Here is a 17,769-nt window from a genome sequence, read left to right as displayed (position 1 = left end):
CCTGACATAAAATTGGAAATGCATTCAAACAATAATGATAATATCCAAGCATTTAAAGCGATTGTTCGCAAAGAATTCACGGACTATATCACTAGCTGGCGTATTATTATTATGTTAGCTTTGATCATACTGACATGTGTTGGTTCCCTATATACTGCGATCACCTCGATTCAGGATGCTATCGATGCTAACGAAGAAGCAAAGGAAATTGCCAAAAGCTCGTTTCTATTCTTAAAATTATTTACGATTTCTGATGGAACCTTACCATCGTTTATTACTTTCGTTTCGTTTTTAGGTCCACTTTTAGGGATTGCACTTGGCTTTGATGCAATTAATTCTGAACGTAACAAAGGGACATTGAGTCGGCTGATGGCACAACCAATCCCGCGCGACTATGTACTAAATGCAAAATTTGCAGCAGCCCTATTGTTAAACGCCGTGCTTTTTGTTGCATTAGGATTTATGGTAATGGCACTCGGGATATTGATCCTTGGTATTCCACCAACCGGTGAAGAATTTTTAAGGATTCTTTGCTTCCTTGTTCTCTGTATTGCCTATATCGCCTTTTGGCTGAACCTAGGGATCCTTTTTTCGGTACGATTTAAACAAGCAGCAACTTCTGCATTAGCAGCGATTGCTGTCTGGATTTTCTTTAACATTTTTTATTCTATGATCGTGGAATTGTTATCGAAGTCGATTTTAAATCCCGAAAACATCTCAAGTACAGCTGACGCCATTAGCAGGCAAGGCATGGTCCTCAATCTCATGCGGCTTTCGCCTAACTACTTATTCACGGAATCAACAACAACCCTTTTGTCACCATCTGTTCGAAGTCTGGGACCATTAACGGTTGAACAAACCACTGGTGCGATTGCCGGTCCGCTGCCGTTAAGTCAGAGCTTGATGTTGATTTGGCCGCAACTAACCGGACTAATCGCCGCAACGTTGATCTGTTTTGCAATTTCTTATTTATTGTTTATGCGTCAGGAGATTAGATCGAAATAGGCCAGTGAGTGATAATACTCACTGGTTTTTTTATCGGGCGATTTTTCTGCTATATCGGGTACTCCCCTTCCTTCTTCAATAAAAAAGTGTTATGCTTCCTTCTGTTGGAGGTGAAATCATGAAGGCTTATCTTCTTTTAATATTAGCAGCGATATTTTATGCAGGGAACTTAATAGTTGGGAAGCCTGTTGCACAGGAAATACCTCCGATTACCTTGTCTTTGTTCCGCTATCTTGTTGCATTGTTAGTGATCATTCCGTTTGGCTATCGGGAGTGGAAAAACAATAAGGATTTATGGAAAAAGGAATGGAAAGCGATTCTCGCATTATCAGCTACCGGTCTTGTATTATTTAATATTTTCGTATATTTAGCATTAAACTATACCACATCAATCAATGCTGGGATTGTCGAGGCAACTGCCCCTATTTTCACCTTAATTCTTACCTTTTTATTGTTTAATGAACGTTTTTCACAAAAGCAATTAATAGGTGTATTTATTTCCTTATTTGGTGTCTTCTTTGTGATTACGAAAGGTTCACTGGAGATCATCATGAATTTACAATTTAATAGTGGGGATCTGATCATGATTCTAGCCATGGTTACGTGGGCGTTTTATTCCATCTTTATCAAACAGCATACTTGGAAATTTCCTACTTATGGTGCTCTACTTGTTATGACAGTTGTCGCTATTATCATGTTCATTCCATTAATGACAATCGAAATCGGACAAATCCAAACGATTAACTGGTCTTGGAAGGTTTTTTCTGGTCTGCTCTATTTAGGGATCTTTCCTTCACTTGTTGCACTGATTGCTTATAACAAAGGGATTGCAGCAATCGGACCATCGAGAGCATCAGTCTTTCTTAATCTCATCCCTGTCTTTACGATGATCGGTGCCGTGATCTTTTTAGGGGAGCAGCTCACATGGATTCAAGTAATTGGAGCGTTATTCGTTATCTTTGGAGTCCTGATCACGAATCGAGTGAAAGACAACAAATGAGCCGTCGTCATAACGGCTCATTATTTTTCACTCGTCAAAAATCCATTCTGCTAAGCTATCTATCGCAAATGTTGGATGTTTCTCGATATCTTTAAGATCTGCTTTTGTCGTTACTCCTGTATGTACTAGTAACGAATCAATACCAGCATTGATCCCTGCCAGAATATCTGTCGCATAATTATCACCAACCATTAAAGTCTCTTCTTTTGCAGTGCCTAATACTTCAATCGCCTGGTCAACAATAATGGATTCCGGTTTTCCGATAAATTTGGGCTCGACGCCAGTTGTAACCGATAATACAGAAATTAATGAACCAGCACCAGGTAAAAAGCCACGCTCTGTAGGCAGTGCTACATCACCATTTGTCGCTACAAATTTTGCTCCTGCACGGATATTTAGGGCACCTTTTGCTAGTTTCTCATAATTAATAGTGCGATCCAATCCCATTACCACATAGTCTGCACCTTCTTCCACGATTTCGAGACCACATTCTTCTAACGCCATATGTAATCCTTCTTCTCCAATAGGGTAAACCTTCGCATCAGCCTTCTGTTCTTTTATGTAGCTTGCAGTTGCCATACTTGTTGTAAATACGTGCTCAGTTGTACTTGGCACTCCCATGTCGACTAACTTTTTCGATACATCACTCGGATGTTTGGTAGAATTGTTCGTTAAAAAGAGATATGGTAATCCTCTACGGTCTAACTCCTTCACAAAATCAATAGCTTCGATTATTTTTTCTGTTCCTTTGTAGACTGTCCCATCTAGATCAATTAAAAATCCTTTATATTTTTGCATGATATCCTCCTGAATTTTTTGAAAATTCCATGTATTTCATTTGTCATTTTCACAATACATGATAGTATATATTTATGACAATAAAGACTTAGCAGTTATTTGTATGTTATCATGTTAAATAATTTAACAGAAGTATTTAACATGATAAAATAATAAAGTATGCTGTTATCTTAGTAAATTACATAGTTATAAGCATATCGTGACACATATGCGTTTAACTCGTAAATAAACAAGTAGAAAGGTAGTTAAAGTTAATGACAACGAATAACCCAAAAGCAGTAATTGTGATTTTTGGTGCAACAGGGGATCTAGCAAACAGAAAACTTTACCCTTCCATTTACCGACTTTACCGAAATGGAAAGTTATCCGATAATTTTGCCGTAATTGGTGTGGCAAGACGACCATGGACAAATGAGGTATTTCGTGACAAAGTAAAAGAATCCATCGATAATTTTGATGATCCTCATATTGACAAAGATGAATTCGCGAGTCACTTCCACTACAACCCATTTGATATCCAAGATCTTGAACACTATCAAGAATTGGAAACATTAATTAAAGAATTAGATGGCAAGCATGATACAGAAGGTAATCGCCTATTCTATTTCTCTATGGCACCTAATTTCTTTGGAACACTTGCAGCTAACCTTAAATCAGAAGGTTTAACAACGACAAAAGGATGGACTCGCCTCGTTATCGAAAAACCGTTTGGTCATGATTATCAGTCAGCCAAAGAGCTGAATGACCAAATACGCGAAGCATTTTCGGAGGATCAGATTTATCGTATTGACCATTACCTTGGTAAAGAAATGGTGCAAAATATTGAAGTTATCCGTTTTGCTAATGCTTTATTTGAGCCATTATGGAATAACCAATATATTTCTAATATCCAAATCACATCAAGTGAGATTCTCGGTGTAGAAGAGCGTGGACGTTATTATGATGGTGCAGGCGCCTTAAAAGATATGGTGCAAAACCATATGCTACAAATGCTTGCGTTAATCGCGATGGATCCACCAATCAAATTAACACCTGAAGAAATCCGTGGTGAAAAAGTAAAAGTATTGCGTGCTTTACGCAAATTAAATGAAAATGAAGTGGATGATTACTTCATTCGCGGTCAATATGACAAAGGTAATGTCAATGGTGAAGAACTACCTGCATACCGTGAAGGTAACGGCGTAGACCCAGAGTCTAATACTGATACATTTGTCGCAGCGAAACTAATGATTGATAACTTCCGTTGGGCTGGTGTTCCATTCTACATTCGTACTGGGAAACGTATGAAACGTAAATCAACGGAAATCGTGGTAGAATTCAAAGACTTACCAATGAATCTTTACTATGGTCAAGAACATGAGACAAAGTCAAACTTATTAGTGATTCACGTACAGCCACATGAAGGTATTACGTTACATGTTAATGCGAAGAAAGGCGACTACAATGCGTCTTCTACGCCAATCACATTAAGCTATGACAATAACTCAGAAGATAAAATGAATACACCTGAAGCATACGAGATTTTATTACATGACTGTATGCGCGGTGATTCTACTAACTTTACCCATTGGGATGAAGTAGCTCTATCTTGGAAGTTTGTCGATGTGATAGCAAATGCATGGTCGAAGAAAAAAGCAGACTTCCCTAACTATACAACAGGATCGAATGGTCCAGAAGATGCAGATCTTTTATTAAACAAAGATGGTTTCGAGTGGTGGGACGTTACCCCAGAATAAAGATGCAAAAGCAATCAATCAATGTAACGTTGATTGGTTGCTTTTTTCCTATCAAAGGAGGAGGAATGATGATGAAATTTTATGATATTTCGATGGATGTCTATCCAGCCATGCAAGTGTGGGAGGACATAGTCAGTAAGAAACCTGTTTTTGATACCCAAACGAATGGTCATGTCACAGATACTACGGCTACACTGGGGCTTCACACTGGTACCCATATCGATGCACCATTACACATGATCAATGACGCAGACACCTTTGAAACAATACAATTGGAGCGACTTGTGCGACAAGTGAAAGTACTCGATCTGGAAAAGGCAGAAGATGGTATCACTCGATCTGATTTGGAAGCGCATTCGATTGAGCAGGATGATTTTCTTTTATGTAAAACAAAAAACTCTTACTATCATAGTGAGGATTTTGACTATGAATTTATTTATTTAAAAGAAGATGGTGCTGAATACTTAGTGGAAAAAGGAATTGAAGGTATCGGTATTGATACATTAGGGATAGAACGCAGCCAGGAAGGTAATCCAACCCACCGCAAACTGTTTAAGAATGACATCATCATTGTGGAAGGTCTACGATTAAAAGATATTGAACCTGGAGTGTACTCTATGGTTGCGGCTCCTTTAAAATTAGTAGGTACGGAAGCAGCACCAGCGAGAGTTTTATTATTTGATCAATTTCCGAGTTCGTAACTTTTTTGTTGGAGGTTATTGCGGATACTAGATTCTAATTTGAAATATTTTTGTCCATAAGATTGTTTCTTATCGATGTAGCTCCCTCTAAAATAAAATTTCATTATTTATGTATCAAAAACGTTGGTCAGTGATCAACGTTTTTTTATGCAAACCATTTTGTGTGTTACAAAACCTTTGATATAATATGTAATAAGTAACATAAATGGAGAGATAAAAATGGAATTTGTTTTACCTATTAAAGATGTAAATCATATAAGGAAATTAAGAACATATCTTAAAAAACGCTCCCTCCGCGATTACCTATTATTTGTATTTGAAATTAATACAGGCTTACGTATTAATGAGTTATTAGCAATTAAAGTTGATCAAGTATGGGTCGGAGAACAACCAAGAGAATTTTTACAATCCATCCATAACAAAACAAACCGCTCTATTTATTTAAACTCTAAAGTTCGTTCTGCCTTGAATCAATATATGCTACAAGCAAATCTATCCTCAGAAGATTACTTATTTAAGACTAAAAACGGATCCTACCCTATTACACGTCAACAGGCCTATCGAATCATAAATAAAGCCACACGGGAAATTGGAATTAATGATAGGATTGGCACGCATACATTACGAAAAACATTTGGGTATCACGCCTACAGGAAAGGAATCGCCATATCCATCATAAGGGATATATATGGACATTCCTCTACTTCTGAAACATTTCACTATATTGGAATAGATAAAAATGAGCACACGTCTATACAAGTAGATGTGAATTTATAAAAAGAAAGGGAATGTCCATGAATGGTGACTTATTTACTACGGAATACTTTATTTTAACGATAGGATTATTGTTTATTATAGGAGTTTTAACCACTAAATTTTCAAGCAGAATTGGTGTACCAGTGCTAATTTTATATATAGCAATTGGAATGCTAGTTGGAAGCGACGGGTTAAATTTCATTTATTTTAGTGATTATAACCTTACACAATTAATTGGTATGCTGGCACTTGTTATCATTCTGTTTGAGGGAGGGCTGCAAACGAAATGGAATAATATCCGCCCAGTTATTGGTCCATCCATTTCACTAGCTACATTAGGCGTTGTTATCACTTCATTGGTAGTTGCCGTTGCTGCTAAATTCATTTTAGGGGTCACTTGGTTAGAAGGTTTCCTGTTTGGAGCAATCGTTGGTTCTACTGATGCAGCTGCTGTCTTTGCAGTTTTAAAAGGACAAAATATTAAGCCGAGAATCGGATCAACCTTAGAAGCAGAGTCTGGCTCAAATGATCCTATGGCTATGATACTTACTATCTCTTTCATTGAATTAATCATGAATGACCAGACTTCTTACTTTTTCTTAATTGGCTCATTTTTTTGGCAAATGCTTGCAGGTATTTTAGTTGGTTTAGTGATGGGAGTAATAGCTGTTTATTCCATCAATAAAATAAATTTAGATTCAAGTGGATTATATCCTGTGTTTGGTCTGGCATTTGCGTTGTTAACGTTTAGTTTTTCTGACCTTGTGCAGGCTAGTGGACTATTAGCTGTGTATGTATTAGCTGTGTATATCGGAAACTCAGAAATATCCTATCGTCATTCGATTTTCCGTTTTAATGAAGGTATTGCATGGATTGCTCAAATTCTTATGTTTACTATACTGGGACTGCTTGTTTTTCCAAATGACTTATTTACTTTCAACATCATTTGGAAAGGGTTAGTTATTTCATTAATTTTAATTTTACTGGCTCGCCCAATAGCAGTATTTATTAGCACATTTAAGTTAACTTACACCTTCAAAGAAATAATCTTTCTTTCGTGGGCAGGTTTAAAAGGTGCAGTTCCTATCGTATTAGCCACCTTTCCGATGGTAGCAGGGCTAGATAATGGACAATTATTTTTTAATGTTGTGTTCTTCGTTGTTTTAATCTCCGCTTCGATTCAAGGATCCACGATCTCTATTCTTGCTGATAAACTTGGATTATCAGGTCGCACTCGGACTGAGCCAATGCATAGCTTAGAGCTTATTTCCATTGGAAAAACAAATGCAGAAATGATTGAATATGAGGTGCGAGATGAAGGGAATTTGATAGGAGAACAATTAGTAGATATTGATTTTCCTAAGGATGCTTTAATAAGTGCTATCATAAGAAATAATGAATTGGTTACCCCAACTGGTGACACCATCATTAAAAAAGGTGATATTCTATTTATTTTAGTTTCTAAAAAGAACAAAACACAATTGAAGGAATTATTAGAAGGCTAAAAACCCTCTTGCCAAAAAGCAAGAGGGTTTTCTCATTATTAGTCTTCCAACCATTCTGTATGGAACACGCCTTCTTTGTCGTTACGCTGATACGTGTGAGCACCAAAGTAGTCGCGTTGTGCTTGTAGTAAGTTTGCAGGCAATGTTTCTGTACGATAGCTGTCATAGTAAGCTAATGCACTAGCAAAGCCTGGTACTGGAATACCGCGTTCCATTGCAAGAGAAAGCACTTTACGTAGAGAAGTTTGATAGCTTTCCACGATCTCTTTGAAGTATGGATCAAGCAATAGGTTCGCAAGTGCTGGATCACGATCATATGCTTCTTTAATTTTTTGTAAGAATTGTGCACGGATGATACATCCACCACGGAAGATCATAGAAATGTTTCCGTATTGTAAATTCCAGTCATTTTCTTCAGAAGCTGCACGCATTTGTGCGAAACCTTGTGCATAAGAAACAATTTTACTCATATAAAGTGCTTTACGGATTGCTTCGATAAGCTCGTCTTTGTCGCCTTCATATGGCTTGTCGCCAGCAGACGGCCCTTGTAATACTTTGCTTGCTGCTACACGCTCTTCTTTCATCGCAGAAATGAAACGTGCAAAAACAGATTCCGTAATAACTGGTAATGGTACACCTAAGTCTAGTGAGCTTTGGCTTGTCCATTTACCTGTACCTTTTTGACCAGCAGTATCAAGGATAACATCTATCATTGGTTTGCCTGTTTCTTTATCTTTCTTCTTGAAGATATCTGTAGTGATTTCAATTAGGTAACTGTCGAGTTCCCCTTTATTCCATTCTGCAAATACTTCATGAAGTTCTTCTGCTCCAAGTCCAAGTACGTGCTTCATAATAAAGTATGCTTCACAGATTAGTTGCATATCGCCATACTCGATACCGTTGTGAACCATTTTTACATAGTGACCAGCACCGTTTGGCCCGATGTAAGTTACACAAGGATCACCTTCCACTTTTGCAGAAATTGCTTCGAAAATTGGTGCTACTTTATCATATGCTTCTTTTTGTCCTCCTGGCATGATAGACGGCCCCTTAAGTGCCCCTTCTTCCCCACCAGATACACCAGTTCCGATAAAGTGAATACCAGATTCGTCTAACTCTGCGTTACGACGCATAGTATCTTTGAAAAAAGTGTTACCACCGTCGATTAAAATATCTCCTTCATCAAGAAGTGGTTTTAGTGAAGCAATGGTTGCGTCAGTTGCCGGACCAGCTTGTACCATAAGCATGATCTTACGAGGTGTTTCTAAAGAATTTACAAATTCCTCGATGGTTTCTGCCCCAACAAAGTTTTTACCTTTTGCTTCATTATTTAAAAAGTCTTCTGTTTTTTGATAAGTTCTGTTAAATACTGCTAAAGAGTATCCTCTGCTTTCCACGTTAAGTGCAAGATTTTTACCCATAACAGCAAGACCTATCACACCAAATTGTTGTTTTGCCATCCTATTATTCGCTCCTTTTTTTTGTCACTATGTATTATTCCATTATCTATTTTAGCACGAAATCGAATATTACTGTAGTGATCTGAAAAATTCACTCCATATAATAAGTTATTATATAGAAACGGGCTCTGCAAGTAATAGCTATTAATTTTCTGAAAATTTATAATCCTCCGTTAGACTATTTACAACACCCATTCTTCTATCGCTCTTGCTACGCCGTCTTGGTCGTTTGTGGTTGTTTCTGTGTCAGCTACTTTTTTGACTTCCTCTTGGGCATTCCCCATTGCAACTCCTAGTCCTGCTTTTTGGATCATTTTAATATCATTTAAGCTATCGCCCATGGCCATTACCTGAGACATGTTAATTCCTAAACGTTCACAAACAATCTCAATCGCTGCTGCTTTATTGACACCTACAGCATTGACTTCTATATTTGTTGGGCTGGAGTTACTTAACTCAATTTCTTCCCAGCTTTCAATTGTTTCCATAATCTTTCCTTTAGTTTCTGGATCTTTTGTGTCAAAACCAAATTTTAACCACTCATGTGCTAAAATATCTTCTGGCACTTCTCCTCGCCAGATTTGATCTGTTGAAGATAACCATGCCCATGTTTGATGCTCTTCTTTTAAAGCAACAAGCTTCTCAATAATTCTTGCATCAAGTGTTTGACGAGCAATTAAATCACCAGTCATTGTCCAAATTTCACTGCCATTTACCGTTATCAGATAATGTATATCCAATTCTTTTGCAATATCAGAGCTTGTTTGATAATGTCTTCCTGTAGAAATAATCACTTCTACACCTTTTTCCCGTGCTTTTATAATTGCTTCTTTGTTCGTTTCCGAAACTCGGTGGTCATTGCCTAACAAGGTTCCGTCCATGTCTAGAGCAATGAGTTGGATATCCTTTTTCATATGTAAGCTCCTCTCATCATGCATTCCCTTTTATTTTATGCGATGCAGTATAATTTAGCAAAAAAGGATGCTTTGGGTATAATAAAGTATATCAATAAAAAATGAGGTGACATAAATGCAAAAACGAGCTGTAGTCAGTGTGGTTGGCAAAGACCAGGTAGGTATCATCGCCAAAGTAACCACTGTGATATCGGGAAACAATATCAATATTTTAGATATTAGCCAGACTATATTACAAGGCTTTTTTACGATGATTATGTTGATTGAAATTAATGATCCAAGTAATCTCGAGACATTACAAGAAAAATTCAAGCCTGTTGAACAAGAATTAGGTTTAAAAATCAATATTCAATTAGAAGATATCTTTCAAGCGATGCATCGTGTCTAAGGAGGGAAACAGATGCCAATAGCTTTTACCGAAATTCAAGAAACGATACGTATGGTAGAAATGGAACACCTTGATATTCGAACGGTGACTATGGGAATCAGCTTGCGTGATTGTGCTGATCATGATTTTGAAACAGTCAAACGAAAGGTGTATGAAAAGATCACCTGTTATGCAAAGGACTTGCAGACAACCGCTAATCAAGTAGCAAAAGAATATGGTGTTCCGATTATTAATAAACGAATCGCGATTTCTCCTGCTGCTGAATTGTTAGGTAACGCAACGAAAGAACAAGCAATCGAACTTGCCGAAACGTTGGATAAGGCAGCACAAACTTTAGATGTAGACTTTATCGGTGGCTTCTCTGCCTTAGTACATAAAGGTATTTCTAAAGGGGATCAAATATTACTTGATGCTTTACCTGAGGCACTAAGTAAAACGGAGCGTGTTTGTTCTTCGATTTCAGTTGCAACTACAAGAACAGGGATAAACATGGATGCAGTCCGTCAAATGGGACAGATCATTCACGAAACAGCTACATTAACGAAAGACGACAACAGTATCGGTTGTGCGAAGTTAGTTGTCTTTTGTAACCCTGTCGAGGATAATCCATTTATGGCTGGAGCTTTTCACGGTGCTGGAGAAGGAGAATCAGTCTTAAGTGTTGGGGTAAGTGGCCCTGGAGTTGTCCTTAATGCACTAAAACGATACCCAAATGCAGATTTAGGTGAAGTATCTGACGTAATAAAGAATACTGCTTTTAAAATAACAAGAGCTGGTGAGTTAATCGGACGTGTTGTTGCCGAACGCTTGAACGTTCCTTTTGGAATTATGGACCTTTCCCTTGCACCTACCAATGCGATGAATGATAGTGTTGCTGAAATATTAGAAGAAATTGGACTAGAACGTGTAGGAACACACGGTACAATCGCTGCCTTAGCATTAATGAATGATGCTGTTAAAAAAGGTGGAGCGATGGCCAGTTCCTACGTTGGCGGGTTAAGTGGTGCTTTTATTCCAGTTAGCGAGGATAACGGCATGATTCGTGGTATTGAAGAAGGAGCATTGAACCTTTCTAAATTAGAGGCGATGACATGTGTTTGCTCGGTTGGATTAGATATGATCGCCTTAGAAGGAAATGCCAGTCCCGAGACATTGTCAGCCATTATTGCAGATGAGGCTGCCATTGGTATGATCAATAAAAAAACAACCGCTATACGGGTAATTCCTGTAATTGGTAAAGAAGAAGGAGAAACGGTTGAATTCGGTGGCCTGCTTGGTCGCGCACCAATTATTGGCGTGAACCAATTCTCTTCTGATAAATTAATTCAACGAGGTGGCAGAATTCCTGCCCCATTACAATCATTGATTAATTAATAGAACCGGGGTTGCCCGGTTCTTTTTAATAAACGAAATTATTATGAAAAAAGAATGTATTCACCTTATTCCGAATAAAGTAGAAGTAAAAAAATTTAACAAGAAAAGGTGAAAATGATGTATTATGCTAATCCAAACATAAGATCTCATTCACAAGTACGACAGAATGATCATTCCATACTAGTAGCAGGCGATGGTATGGTGTCTGTTGAACCAGATCAAGCCGAAGTTATCCTAGGTGTTAAAACAGAAGATTCCAACCTCCAAAAAGCACAGCGTGATAATGCTGAGTACACAAACAATGTAATTCATGCACTACTTCTAGAGAATATCCCTCAAAACCATATTAGAACACAAGATTACCGAATAGACATAGATTATGACTATAAAGAAGGCGTTGAAATTTTTAGAGGCTATCGCGTAACCAATTTGCTAAAGGTTATTATCACACCAATAAATAAGGTGGGACCGATTGTTGATATTGCAGTTGATCATGGTGCAAATATCGTTCGTAACATTGAGTTAACTATAGCAAATCAAGATCGATATTATCAAGAAGCGCTTAAACGTGCGGTCGAAAATACTCAGGTAAAGGTTAGCATTATTGCCCAAGAGTTAGGAGTAAGCGTTAGTGCCGTTCCATATTCCTTAGAAGAAATTTCTAGGCGTGAAGATAGGGAATCTCGTCCCTTAGTATTAGGTGTTTCCACTGACAGTCCTACCACCCCTATCGAACCAGGCAAGCTGGAAATTAAAGCTAAAGTTGAAGCAAAGTTTCGTTATTAGAAAACTTTGCTTTTTGCCATTATCCTATCTCTTTCACACATCGCCTTATTATTTTCAGAATAGTTTTACTTTTTCAAAAGCAATTGACGATTTCTCCGCATGATGATATTATGTTGTTTATGAATTAAATACGGTAGCTCTTATCAAGAGTGGTGGAGGGACTGGCCCTATGAAACCCGGCAACCGTCAGTTAAAACTGATAGGTGCTAAATCCATCAAAGCTCCTAAGCTTTGAAAGATGAGAGGACATTTAATAAACATCCTTTCTGTCCTCTTAGAACAGAAAGGATTTTTTTATTGTGTTCGCGGCACAATAAAGTGAGACTTTCATCAGTAAGGGCTTTGACACCCACTGATGGTTAGTGAAACTTAACAGGAAGTTAGCGCCGTGATAAACAAGGGAGCGTGAATGAATGATTCGCATACAAAACTTATCGAAACTATATAAAACAAAAAAGCAAGAAGTGCAAGCTGTCGATAATGTTTCACTTAATATAGAACAAGGCGAAATTTTTGGTGTCATTGGATATAGTGGTGCTGGTAAGAGTACGTTTGTCCGACTCATTAACCGCCTAGAAGAACCAACAGACGGTTCTGTGGTTATCCATGATAAGGATATTACGAAAATGCCAGGGAATCAGCTACGAAAAAAACGGCAAAAGATTGGCATGATTTTTCAGCATTTTAACTTATTATGGTCTCGCACCGTTTTTGAAAACATCACTTTCCCATTAGAAATTGCTGGTGTTTCAAAAGCAAAGCGAAAAGAAAAAGCGTTGGAACTAATTAATCTTGTTGGCCTTTCCGGAAAAGAAAATGCGTATCCTTCACAGTTAAGTGGTGGTCAAAAGCAACGTGTCGGTATAGCAAGGGCGCTGGCGAATGACCCTGAAGTATTACTATGTGATGAAGCTACTTCAGCACTTGACCCAGAAACAACAGATGATATTTTGGACTTGTTAGTTTCTATTAACAAAAAATTAGGACTGACCATCATTTTGATTACACACGAGATGCATGTCATCCAGAAGATCTGTCATCGCGTTGCTGTGATGGAGAATGGAAAAGTGGTCGAGACAGGCGATGTACTAAATGTCTTTGTCAAACCGCAATCCAAAACAACGAAGCGATTTGTCCAACAGCTTAATCCGTTAGAACATGAAAAAGATAAATTAACGGAATTTATAAATGATCGCGAAGACAGTGAAGTGATTAAACTTCATTTTATCGGCAAGAGTGCTAAGCGTGCTCTTATTAGTGAGGTTGCCAAAACATTTGATGTAGAGATCAATATATTGCAAGGTTCCATTGCACCAACTCAGGAAGGTGCTTATGGTACTTTATTTATCGAAATAAACGGTGAAAAAGAGATTCTAAAGAAAACAATCGAATTTATGGAAGACACCGGTGTGGAAGTTGAGGTGTTAAAGCATGCTTGAGGAGCTATTTCCTAATGTAATACCAGAGGATTTATGGGAAGCCACTTTAGAAACCTTTTATATGACGAGCATTGCGATACTCGGTACTTTAATTTTTGGTATTTTACTCGGATTATTATTATTCCTGACAGATTCAGGGAACTTATGGCAAAATCGTTTGATTAATTTTATTACAGCAATGATCGTAAACGTCTTTCGTGCCATCCCTTTTATCATATTAATTCTATTACTTTTCCCTTTTACCGATTTTTTAATTGGAACAATCAGAGGTTGGAAAGCAGCATTGCCTGCATTAATTGTCGGGGCTGCACCATTCTATGCCCGTCTCGTAGAAATTGGCTTGAAGGAAGTTGATAAAGGGGTTATCGAAGCTGCCAAAGCAATGGGGGCAAAAACACATACAATTATTTTCAAAGTATTGTTACCTGAATCGATGCCGGCTCTCATATCCGGCTTAACTGTAACCGCAATTGCTTTAATAGGTTATACGGCAATGGCTGGTGTTATTGGCGCAGGTGGACTTGGAAATTTAGCTTATTTACAAGGCTTCCAACGTCGTGATTTTGATGTCGTGTTAGCATGTACTATTTTAATTATTATCATCGTATTCATTTTTCAATTCATTGGTGATTTACTATCCAAAGCGATAGATAAAAGATAAATAATAAAATAAAAGAAGGGATGATTTATTGTGAAAAAACTACTTACATTATTATTTGCAACATTGCTTTTAATCGCATTAGTTGCTTGTGGAACAGCGAATGAGGAAGACGAAGCAGCTGAAGATAATAACAACGCTGGAGAGACAGAGGGTGCTGAAGAAGGCACAGAGGAAAAGACTGAAGATCAGGAAGTAACAGAGCTAGTTGTTGGAGCTAGTAGTGTGCCACACGCTGAAATCTTAGAAGAAGCAAAACCACTTTTAGAAGAACAAGGTATCGAACTTAAAATTGAAGTATATCAAGATTATGTATTCCCTAATGATGACTTGGAAAGCGGCACTCTTGATGCAAACTATTTCCAACACATTCCCTATTTAGAGTCACAAATGGAGGAAAAAGGATTTGATTTCGTGAACATTGGTGGTATTCACATTGAGCCAATGGGAATCTATTCTCAGAACATTGAAAGCATTGATGATATCGATGAAGGTACTGTTGTCATCATGAGTAACTCTGTTGCTGATCATGGTCGTGTGCTTTCACTTCTTGAAAGAGAAGGACTTATCACACTTGCAGAAGATGTAGAAGCTGTTGATGCAACGGTTCAAGACGTCGCGGAAAATCCATTAAACTTAGAATTTGATACGGATATTGACGCAGGTTTCCTCCCTGAATTCTATGAGCGTGAAGCTGATGCATTAGTTGCAATCAATACTAACTATGCGATAGAGGCTGATTTAGTACCGACTGACGATGCATTAATCCTTGAAGGTTCTGAATCACCATACGTGAACGTCATTGCGGCACGTGCGGAAGATGAAGACAACGAAGCACTTCACACATTAGTGGAAGTATTACGTTCTGAAGAAATCCAAACATTTATTGAAGAAGATTATGAAGGTGCAGTAGTACCTGTATCTGAATAATAAAAGTGGAAAGCACCTGGCTTAACTGCCGGGTGCTTTTTAGTGTCGTAAAATTATTGGTGGTTGGAAACGGGAGACAATGGGTCAGCTCCCCTTCTTCGACTTTCCCATTTATACTTTAAACTTGCTTATCAGCTGATTTAAATCTTGAGACAGTTTTTCCAAATGATTGGAGTTATTTGCAATTTCCTGCATCGATGCTGATTGTTCTTCAGCTGTTGCTGAGCTTTCTTCAATACCAGCAGCCACTTCTTCGGATGTTGAAGCGATATCGGTACTTGCATCACTTACTTTCTCGCTAGATGATTGGATATCATTCAGATTGGTGCTTATGATATTGATTCTTCCTATCATATCTTTCATTTGTGATTGGATCGTCTGGAAGCTTTGATGACTTTCCTGAATCCGATGATTTCCTTTTTCAACGATGGAGTAGCCTCCTTCTAACACACCTGCTACATCGTTTGTTTCTGACTGCAATCCACCGATTATATCTGTAATTTCTGTAACGGAACTACTTACTTGTTCAGCTAATTTTCTTACTTCATCTGCTACTACAGCAAACCCTTTTCCAGAATCACCCGCACGTGCTGCTTCGATTGCTGCGTTTAACGCTAATAGGTTCGTTTGTTCAGCAATATCTTGAATAACGTCAATTAAAGTGGAAATTTTACTGGATTGCTGTTCCAAACTTTGCACTTTAGTTAATGACGTTTGCATCATTGCTGTAATCTCTTGCATTTGTTCTACAGAGTCATTTAACTGTGTACCGCTTTCTACTGATAATTCCAATACTTCATTGGAAGATACCTGCAGTGTTTTACCTTCCTCTGAAGATGCCTCAATCTTTCGATGAAGAGATTCTATGGAAGCTGAAATATCACTAGATGCACTGGCCTGCTCTTCAGCGCCATTTGACATTTCCTCCATTGTTCTTGCAATTTGTTGAGATCCTAGATTCACTTCATCTGATGCTTGCGATAATTCCCTGCTCTGCCCATTTACTTCTACAGATATCTCCTGGATATGCCGTACCATACTTTTCAATTCTTCGATCATTCGGTTCGTACTTCTGGCTAGACTGCCTATTTCATCTTTACGGGTATCATCAAGTGAATCGATATGCAAAATACCATCTGCCACTTGTTCATTGGCATCAACAAGCTTGGAAATCGGCTTTGTAACTTGACGAATAAGAACAAAGCTTAACACAAATAATATAATAATAAATATAAGCATTATGAGAACAGAAAAAATAACAATATAATGGGTTGTTGTTTCTATTTCTTCCAAGATTTGACCTGATGTTTTTTCTACTTCCTGTTGCAGCATATCTATTTCATTTCGTGTGTCATCGAATTCTGCCCTCATATTTTCTAAGAGACTGTTGAGCATAGCAGTATCACTTACCTGAAAAATTGATACTGTCATATCTCGCCATCTGTCAAATCCACTATGAAATTTAGATAAATGCTCATCAACAACTGATTGGTCAATTTGCTCATCATTCCGAAGAATTTCTTCTGCTACCTGCATTCTTTCTTCTACTTGCTGGGCATTCTCTTCAAACACTGCTTTGTATTCCTCTTGACTTTCCTCATTCAAAATAGCCGTAATAAGAGCTTGATCTGCCTGATAAAAATCCCTGTCAGCATTCAGTAAATAAAACGTCGGTTCATAAAGATCATCGTAAAGCTGTTGTTCTAATTGATCACTTACTGATAAAATAGTATTAATAAATAAGGCACTACTGGCTACAATTACTAGTACTGCTAAAGTAACAATGGCATACAGTTTTGTCGATATTTTTTGATTTTCAAAAAATCTTTTCATGAATGTATTCCTCCTTTTCCTCTATATCGACAAAACATGACATATTTTCATTGGTTTTACGGGATTTTTTAGATTATATTTTTTGAGGAGCTGTAAATATGCAGAAATTATACTTTGAAGATGCATGGAATAAAACGATCAGTCCACAAGATCGTATGAAAATAGAAGAGGTTTTTAAGCAAACAAAAGAGGATGCTGAAGATGGTGTCTCGTTTGTTCCGATTAGAAGCGCAGTAAATCATCGTAATGATCTACTCATTACAACTTTAATTCATAACTTCCAATCAGAAAACGCAGACCTAACCAACATCAGCATCCAACTCTTTCAAGAAAACAAACAAATAGCTAGCCAACAAATCGAGGAGAAAAGACTCCACTTGCCAGCCAAAACAACCATGCCTTGGACCTTTATCTTTCCTGAAATGGGTAATGAGAACAAGCGTAATGTCCCTTTTTCATTGGAGGTGGGACATTAATCCTGTCCCG

Annotated in this window: 17 protein-coding genes and 1 riboswitch; of the genes, 13 read left to right on the top strand and 4 right to left on the bottom strand. The window is 37.7% G+C overall.

Annotation, left to right across the window (positions count from 1 at the left end):
• Nucleotides 1-18: 18 nt before the first annotated feature.
• Together GI584_RS04705 and GI584_RS04700 are read left to right on the top strand one after the other, a co-directional pair.
• Nucleotides 19-1,005, top strand: a complete 987-nt coding sequence (locus GI584_RS04705) for an ABC transporter permease (protein ID WP_100362551.1) — start codon at nt 19-21, stop codon at nt 1,003-1,005.
• A gap of 118 nt (nt 1,006-1,123) precedes the next feature.
• On the top strand, nt 1,124-2,005 hold the full coding sequence (locus GI584_RS04700; RefSeq protein WP_153790425.1) for a DMT family transporter: 882 nt from the start codon (nt 1,124-1,126) through the stop codon (nt 2,003-2,005).
• Between the two features lie 27 nt (nt 2,006-2,032).
• Here the strand turns inward: GI584_RS04700 and GI584_RS04695 are convergent, their stop codons facing one another.
• Nucleotides 2,033-2,803: a TIGR01457 family HAD-type hydrolase gene (locus GI584_RS04695; RefSeq protein ID WP_153790424.1), complete on the bottom strand. Its 771-nt coding sequence runs from the start codon at nt 2,801-2,803 to the stop codon at nt 2,033-2,035.
• 254 nt (nt 2,804-3,057) lie between these two features.
• Between GI584_RS04695 and zwf the strand changes: the two genes are divergently transcribed.
• From zwf to GI584_RS04675, 4 genes are all read left to right on the top strand, one after another.
• Nucleotides 3,058-4,539 carry a glucose-6-phosphate dehydrogenase gene (gene zwf, locus GI584_RS04690; RefSeq protein WP_153790423.1) on the top strand — a complete coding sequence of 494 codons (1,482 nt, stop codon included), beginning with the start codon at nt 3,058-3,060 and terminating at the stop codon, nt 4,537-4,539.
• A gap of 71 nt (nt 4,540-4,610) precedes the next feature.
• Nucleotides 4,611-5,240 carry a cyclase family protein gene (locus tag GI584_RS04685; RefSeq protein ID WP_153792913.1) on the top strand — a complete coding sequence of 210 codons (630 nt, stop codon included), beginning with the start codon at nt 4,611-4,613 and terminating at the stop codon, nt 5,238-5,240.
• Between the two features lie 219 nt (nt 5,241-5,459).
• A complete protein-coding gene (locus tag GI584_RS04680; protein ID WP_100361784.1) occupies nt 5,460-6,017 on the top strand; it encodes a tyrosine-type recombinase/integrase in 558 nt (185 codons plus the stop codon).
• A 17-nt stretch (nt 6,018-6,034) separates the two neighbouring features.
• Nucleotides 6,035-7,501 (top strand): potassium/proton antiporter, encoded by a 1,467-nt coding sequence (locus GI584_RS04675; protein WP_153792912.1) that lies wholly within the window; start codon nt 6,035-6,037, stop codon nt 7,499-7,501.
• Between the two features lie 38 nt (nt 7,502-7,539).
• Here the strand turns inward: GI584_RS04675 and gndA are convergent, their stop codons facing one another.
• Together gndA and GI584_RS04665 are read right to left on the bottom strand one after the other, a co-directional pair.
• Nucleotides 7,540-8,961 (bottom strand): NADP-dependent phosphogluconate dehydrogenase, encoded by a 1,422-nt coding sequence (gndA, locus tag GI584_RS04670; protein WP_153790422.1) that lies wholly within the window; start codon nt 8,959-8,961, stop codon nt 7,540-7,542.
• 182 nt (nt 8,962-9,143) lie between these two features.
• A complete protein-coding gene (locus GI584_RS04665; protein ID WP_153790421.1) occupies nt 9,144-9,875 on the bottom strand; it encodes a Cof-type HAD-IIB family hydrolase in 732 nt (243 codons plus the stop codon).
• A 115-nt stretch (nt 9,876-9,990) separates the two neighbouring features.
• Between GI584_RS04665 and GI584_RS04660 the strand changes: the two genes are divergently transcribed.
• From GI584_RS04660 to GI584_RS04635, 6 genes are all read left to right on the top strand, one after another.
• A complete protein-coding gene (locus tag GI584_RS04660; RefSeq protein WP_153790420.1) occupies nt 9,991-10,263 on the top strand; it encodes an ACT domain-containing protein in 273 nt (90 codons plus the stop codon).
• Nucleotides 10,264-10,275: 12 nt separating this feature from the next.
• Entirely contained in the window at nt 10,276-11,637 is a 1,362-nt protein-coding gene (locus tag GI584_RS04655; RefSeq protein ID WP_153790419.1) for a PFL family protein, read from the top strand.
• A gap of 117 nt (nt 11,638-11,754) precedes the next feature.
• Complete coding sequence (locus GI584_RS04650) at nt 11,755-12,423, top strand: SIMPL domain-containing protein (RefSeq protein WP_153792911.1); 669 nt, start codon at nt 11,755-11,757, stop codon at nt 12,421-12,423.
• A 137-nt stretch (nt 12,424-12,560) separates the two neighbouring features.
• Nucleotides 12,561-12,668: riboswitch (SAM riboswitch) on the top strand.
• A 168-nt stretch (nt 12,669-12,836) separates the two neighbouring features.
• Nucleotides 12,837-13,862, top strand: coding sequence for a methionine ABC transporter ATP-binding protein (locus GI584_RS04645; RefSeq protein WP_100361791.1), 1,026 nt, complete (start codon nt 12,837-12,839; stop codon nt 13,860-13,862).
• Nucleotides 13,855-14,523 carry a methionine ABC transporter permease gene (locus GI584_RS04640; protein WP_153790418.1) on the top strand — a complete coding sequence of 223 codons (669 nt, stop codon included), beginning with the start codon at nt 13,855-13,857 and terminating at the stop codon, nt 14,521-14,523. The genes GI584_RS04645 and GI584_RS04640 overlap by 8 nt, the downstream gene beginning before the upstream one ends.
• Nucleotides 14,524-14,553: 30 nt before the next feature.
• Complete coding sequence (locus GI584_RS04635; protein ID WP_153790417.1) at nt 14,554-15,450, top strand: MetQ/NlpA family ABC transporter substrate-binding protein; 897 nt, start codon at nt 14,554-14,556, stop codon at nt 15,448-15,450.
• Between the two features lie 111 nt (nt 15,451-15,561).
• Here GI584_RS04635 and GI584_RS04630 read toward each other — a convergent pair whose 3' ends face one another.
• Complete coding sequence (locus GI584_RS04630) at nt 15,562-17,283, bottom strand: methyl-accepting chemotaxis protein (RefSeq protein WP_153790416.1); 1,722 nt, start codon at nt 17,281-17,283, stop codon at nt 15,562-15,564.
• A 98-nt stretch (nt 17,284-17,381) separates the two neighbouring features.
• Between GI584_RS04630 and GI584_RS04625 the strand changes: the two genes are divergently transcribed.
• Nucleotides 17,382-17,759, top strand: a complete 378-nt coding sequence (locus GI584_RS04625; protein ID WP_100361795.1) for an SLAP domain-containing protein — start codon at nt 17,382-17,384, stop codon at nt 17,757-17,759.
• Nucleotides 17,760-17,769 lie beyond the last annotated feature (10 nt).

This window comes from Gracilibacillus salitolerans, from assembly GCF_009650095.1.
GTDB lineage: Bacteria > Bacillota > Bacilli > Bacillales > Amphibacillaceae > Gracilibacillus > Gracilibacillus salitolerans.
This window is presented reverse-complemented; position numbering and strand designations above follow the sequence as displayed.

What these genes read in the sequence shown, in the direction of transcription:
- GI584_RS04705 (WP_100362551.1), top strand. Translation starts at nt 19, where the DNA reads ATGCATTCAAACAATAATGATAATATCCAAGCATTTAAAGCGATTGTT.
- GI584_RS04700 (WP_153790425.1), top strand. Translation starts at nt 1,124, where the DNA reads ATGAAGGCTTATCTTCTTTTAATATTAGCAGCGATATTTTATGCAGGG.
- GI584_RS04695 (WP_153790424.1), bottom strand. Translation starts at nt 2,803, where the DNA reads ATGCAAAAATATAAAGGATTTTTAATTGATCTAGATGGGACAGTCTAC.
- zwf (WP_153790423.1), top strand. Translation starts at nt 3,058, where the DNA reads ATGACAACGAATAACCCAAAAGCAGTAATTGTGATTTTTGGTGCAACA.
- GI584_RS04685 (WP_153792913.1), top strand. Translation starts at nt 4,611, where the DNA reads ATGAAATTTTATGATATTTCGATGGATGTCTATCCAGCCATGCAAGTG.
- GI584_RS04680 (WP_100361784.1), top strand. Translation starts at nt 5,460, where the DNA reads ATGGAATTTGTTTTACCTATTAAAGATGTAAATCATATAAGGAAATTA.
- GI584_RS04675 (WP_153792912.1), top strand. Translation starts at nt 6,035, where the DNA reads ATGAATGGTGACTTATTTACTACGGAATACTTTATTTTAACGATAGGA.
- gndA (WP_153790422.1), bottom strand. Translation starts at nt 8,961, where the DNA reads ATGGCAAAACAACAATTTGGTGTGATAGGTCTTGCTGTTATGGGTAAA.
- GI584_RS04665 (WP_153790421.1), bottom strand. Translation starts at nt 9,875, where the DNA reads ATGAAAAAGGATATCCAACTCATTGCTCTAGACATGGACGGAACCTTG.
- GI584_RS04660 (WP_153790420.1), top strand. Translation starts at nt 9,991, where the DNA reads ATGCAAAAACGAGCTGTAGTCAGTGTGGTTGGCAAAGACCAGGTAGGT.
- GI584_RS04655 (WP_153790419.1), top strand. Translation starts at nt 10,276, where the DNA reads ATGCCAATAGCTTTTACCGAAATTCAAGAAACGATACGTATGGTAGAA.
- GI584_RS04650 (WP_153792911.1), top strand. Translation starts at nt 11,755, where the DNA reads ATGTATTATGCTAATCCAAACATAAGATCTCATTCACAAGTACGACAG.
- GI584_RS04645 (WP_100361791.1), top strand. Translation starts at nt 12,837, where the DNA reads ATGATTCGCATACAAAACTTATCGAAACTATATAAAACAAAAAAGCAA.
- GI584_RS04640 (WP_153790418.1), top strand. Translation starts at nt 13,855, where the DNA reads ATGCTTGAGGAGCTATTTCCTAATGTAATACCAGAGGATTTATGGGAA.
- GI584_RS04630 (WP_153790416.1), bottom strand. Translation starts at nt 17,283, where the DNA reads ATGAAAAGATTTTTTGAAAATCAAAAAATATCGACAAAACTGTATGCC.
- GI584_RS04625 (WP_100361795.1), top strand. Translation starts at nt 17,382, where the DNA reads ATGCAGAAATTATACTTTGAAGATGCATGGAATAAAACGATCAGTCCA.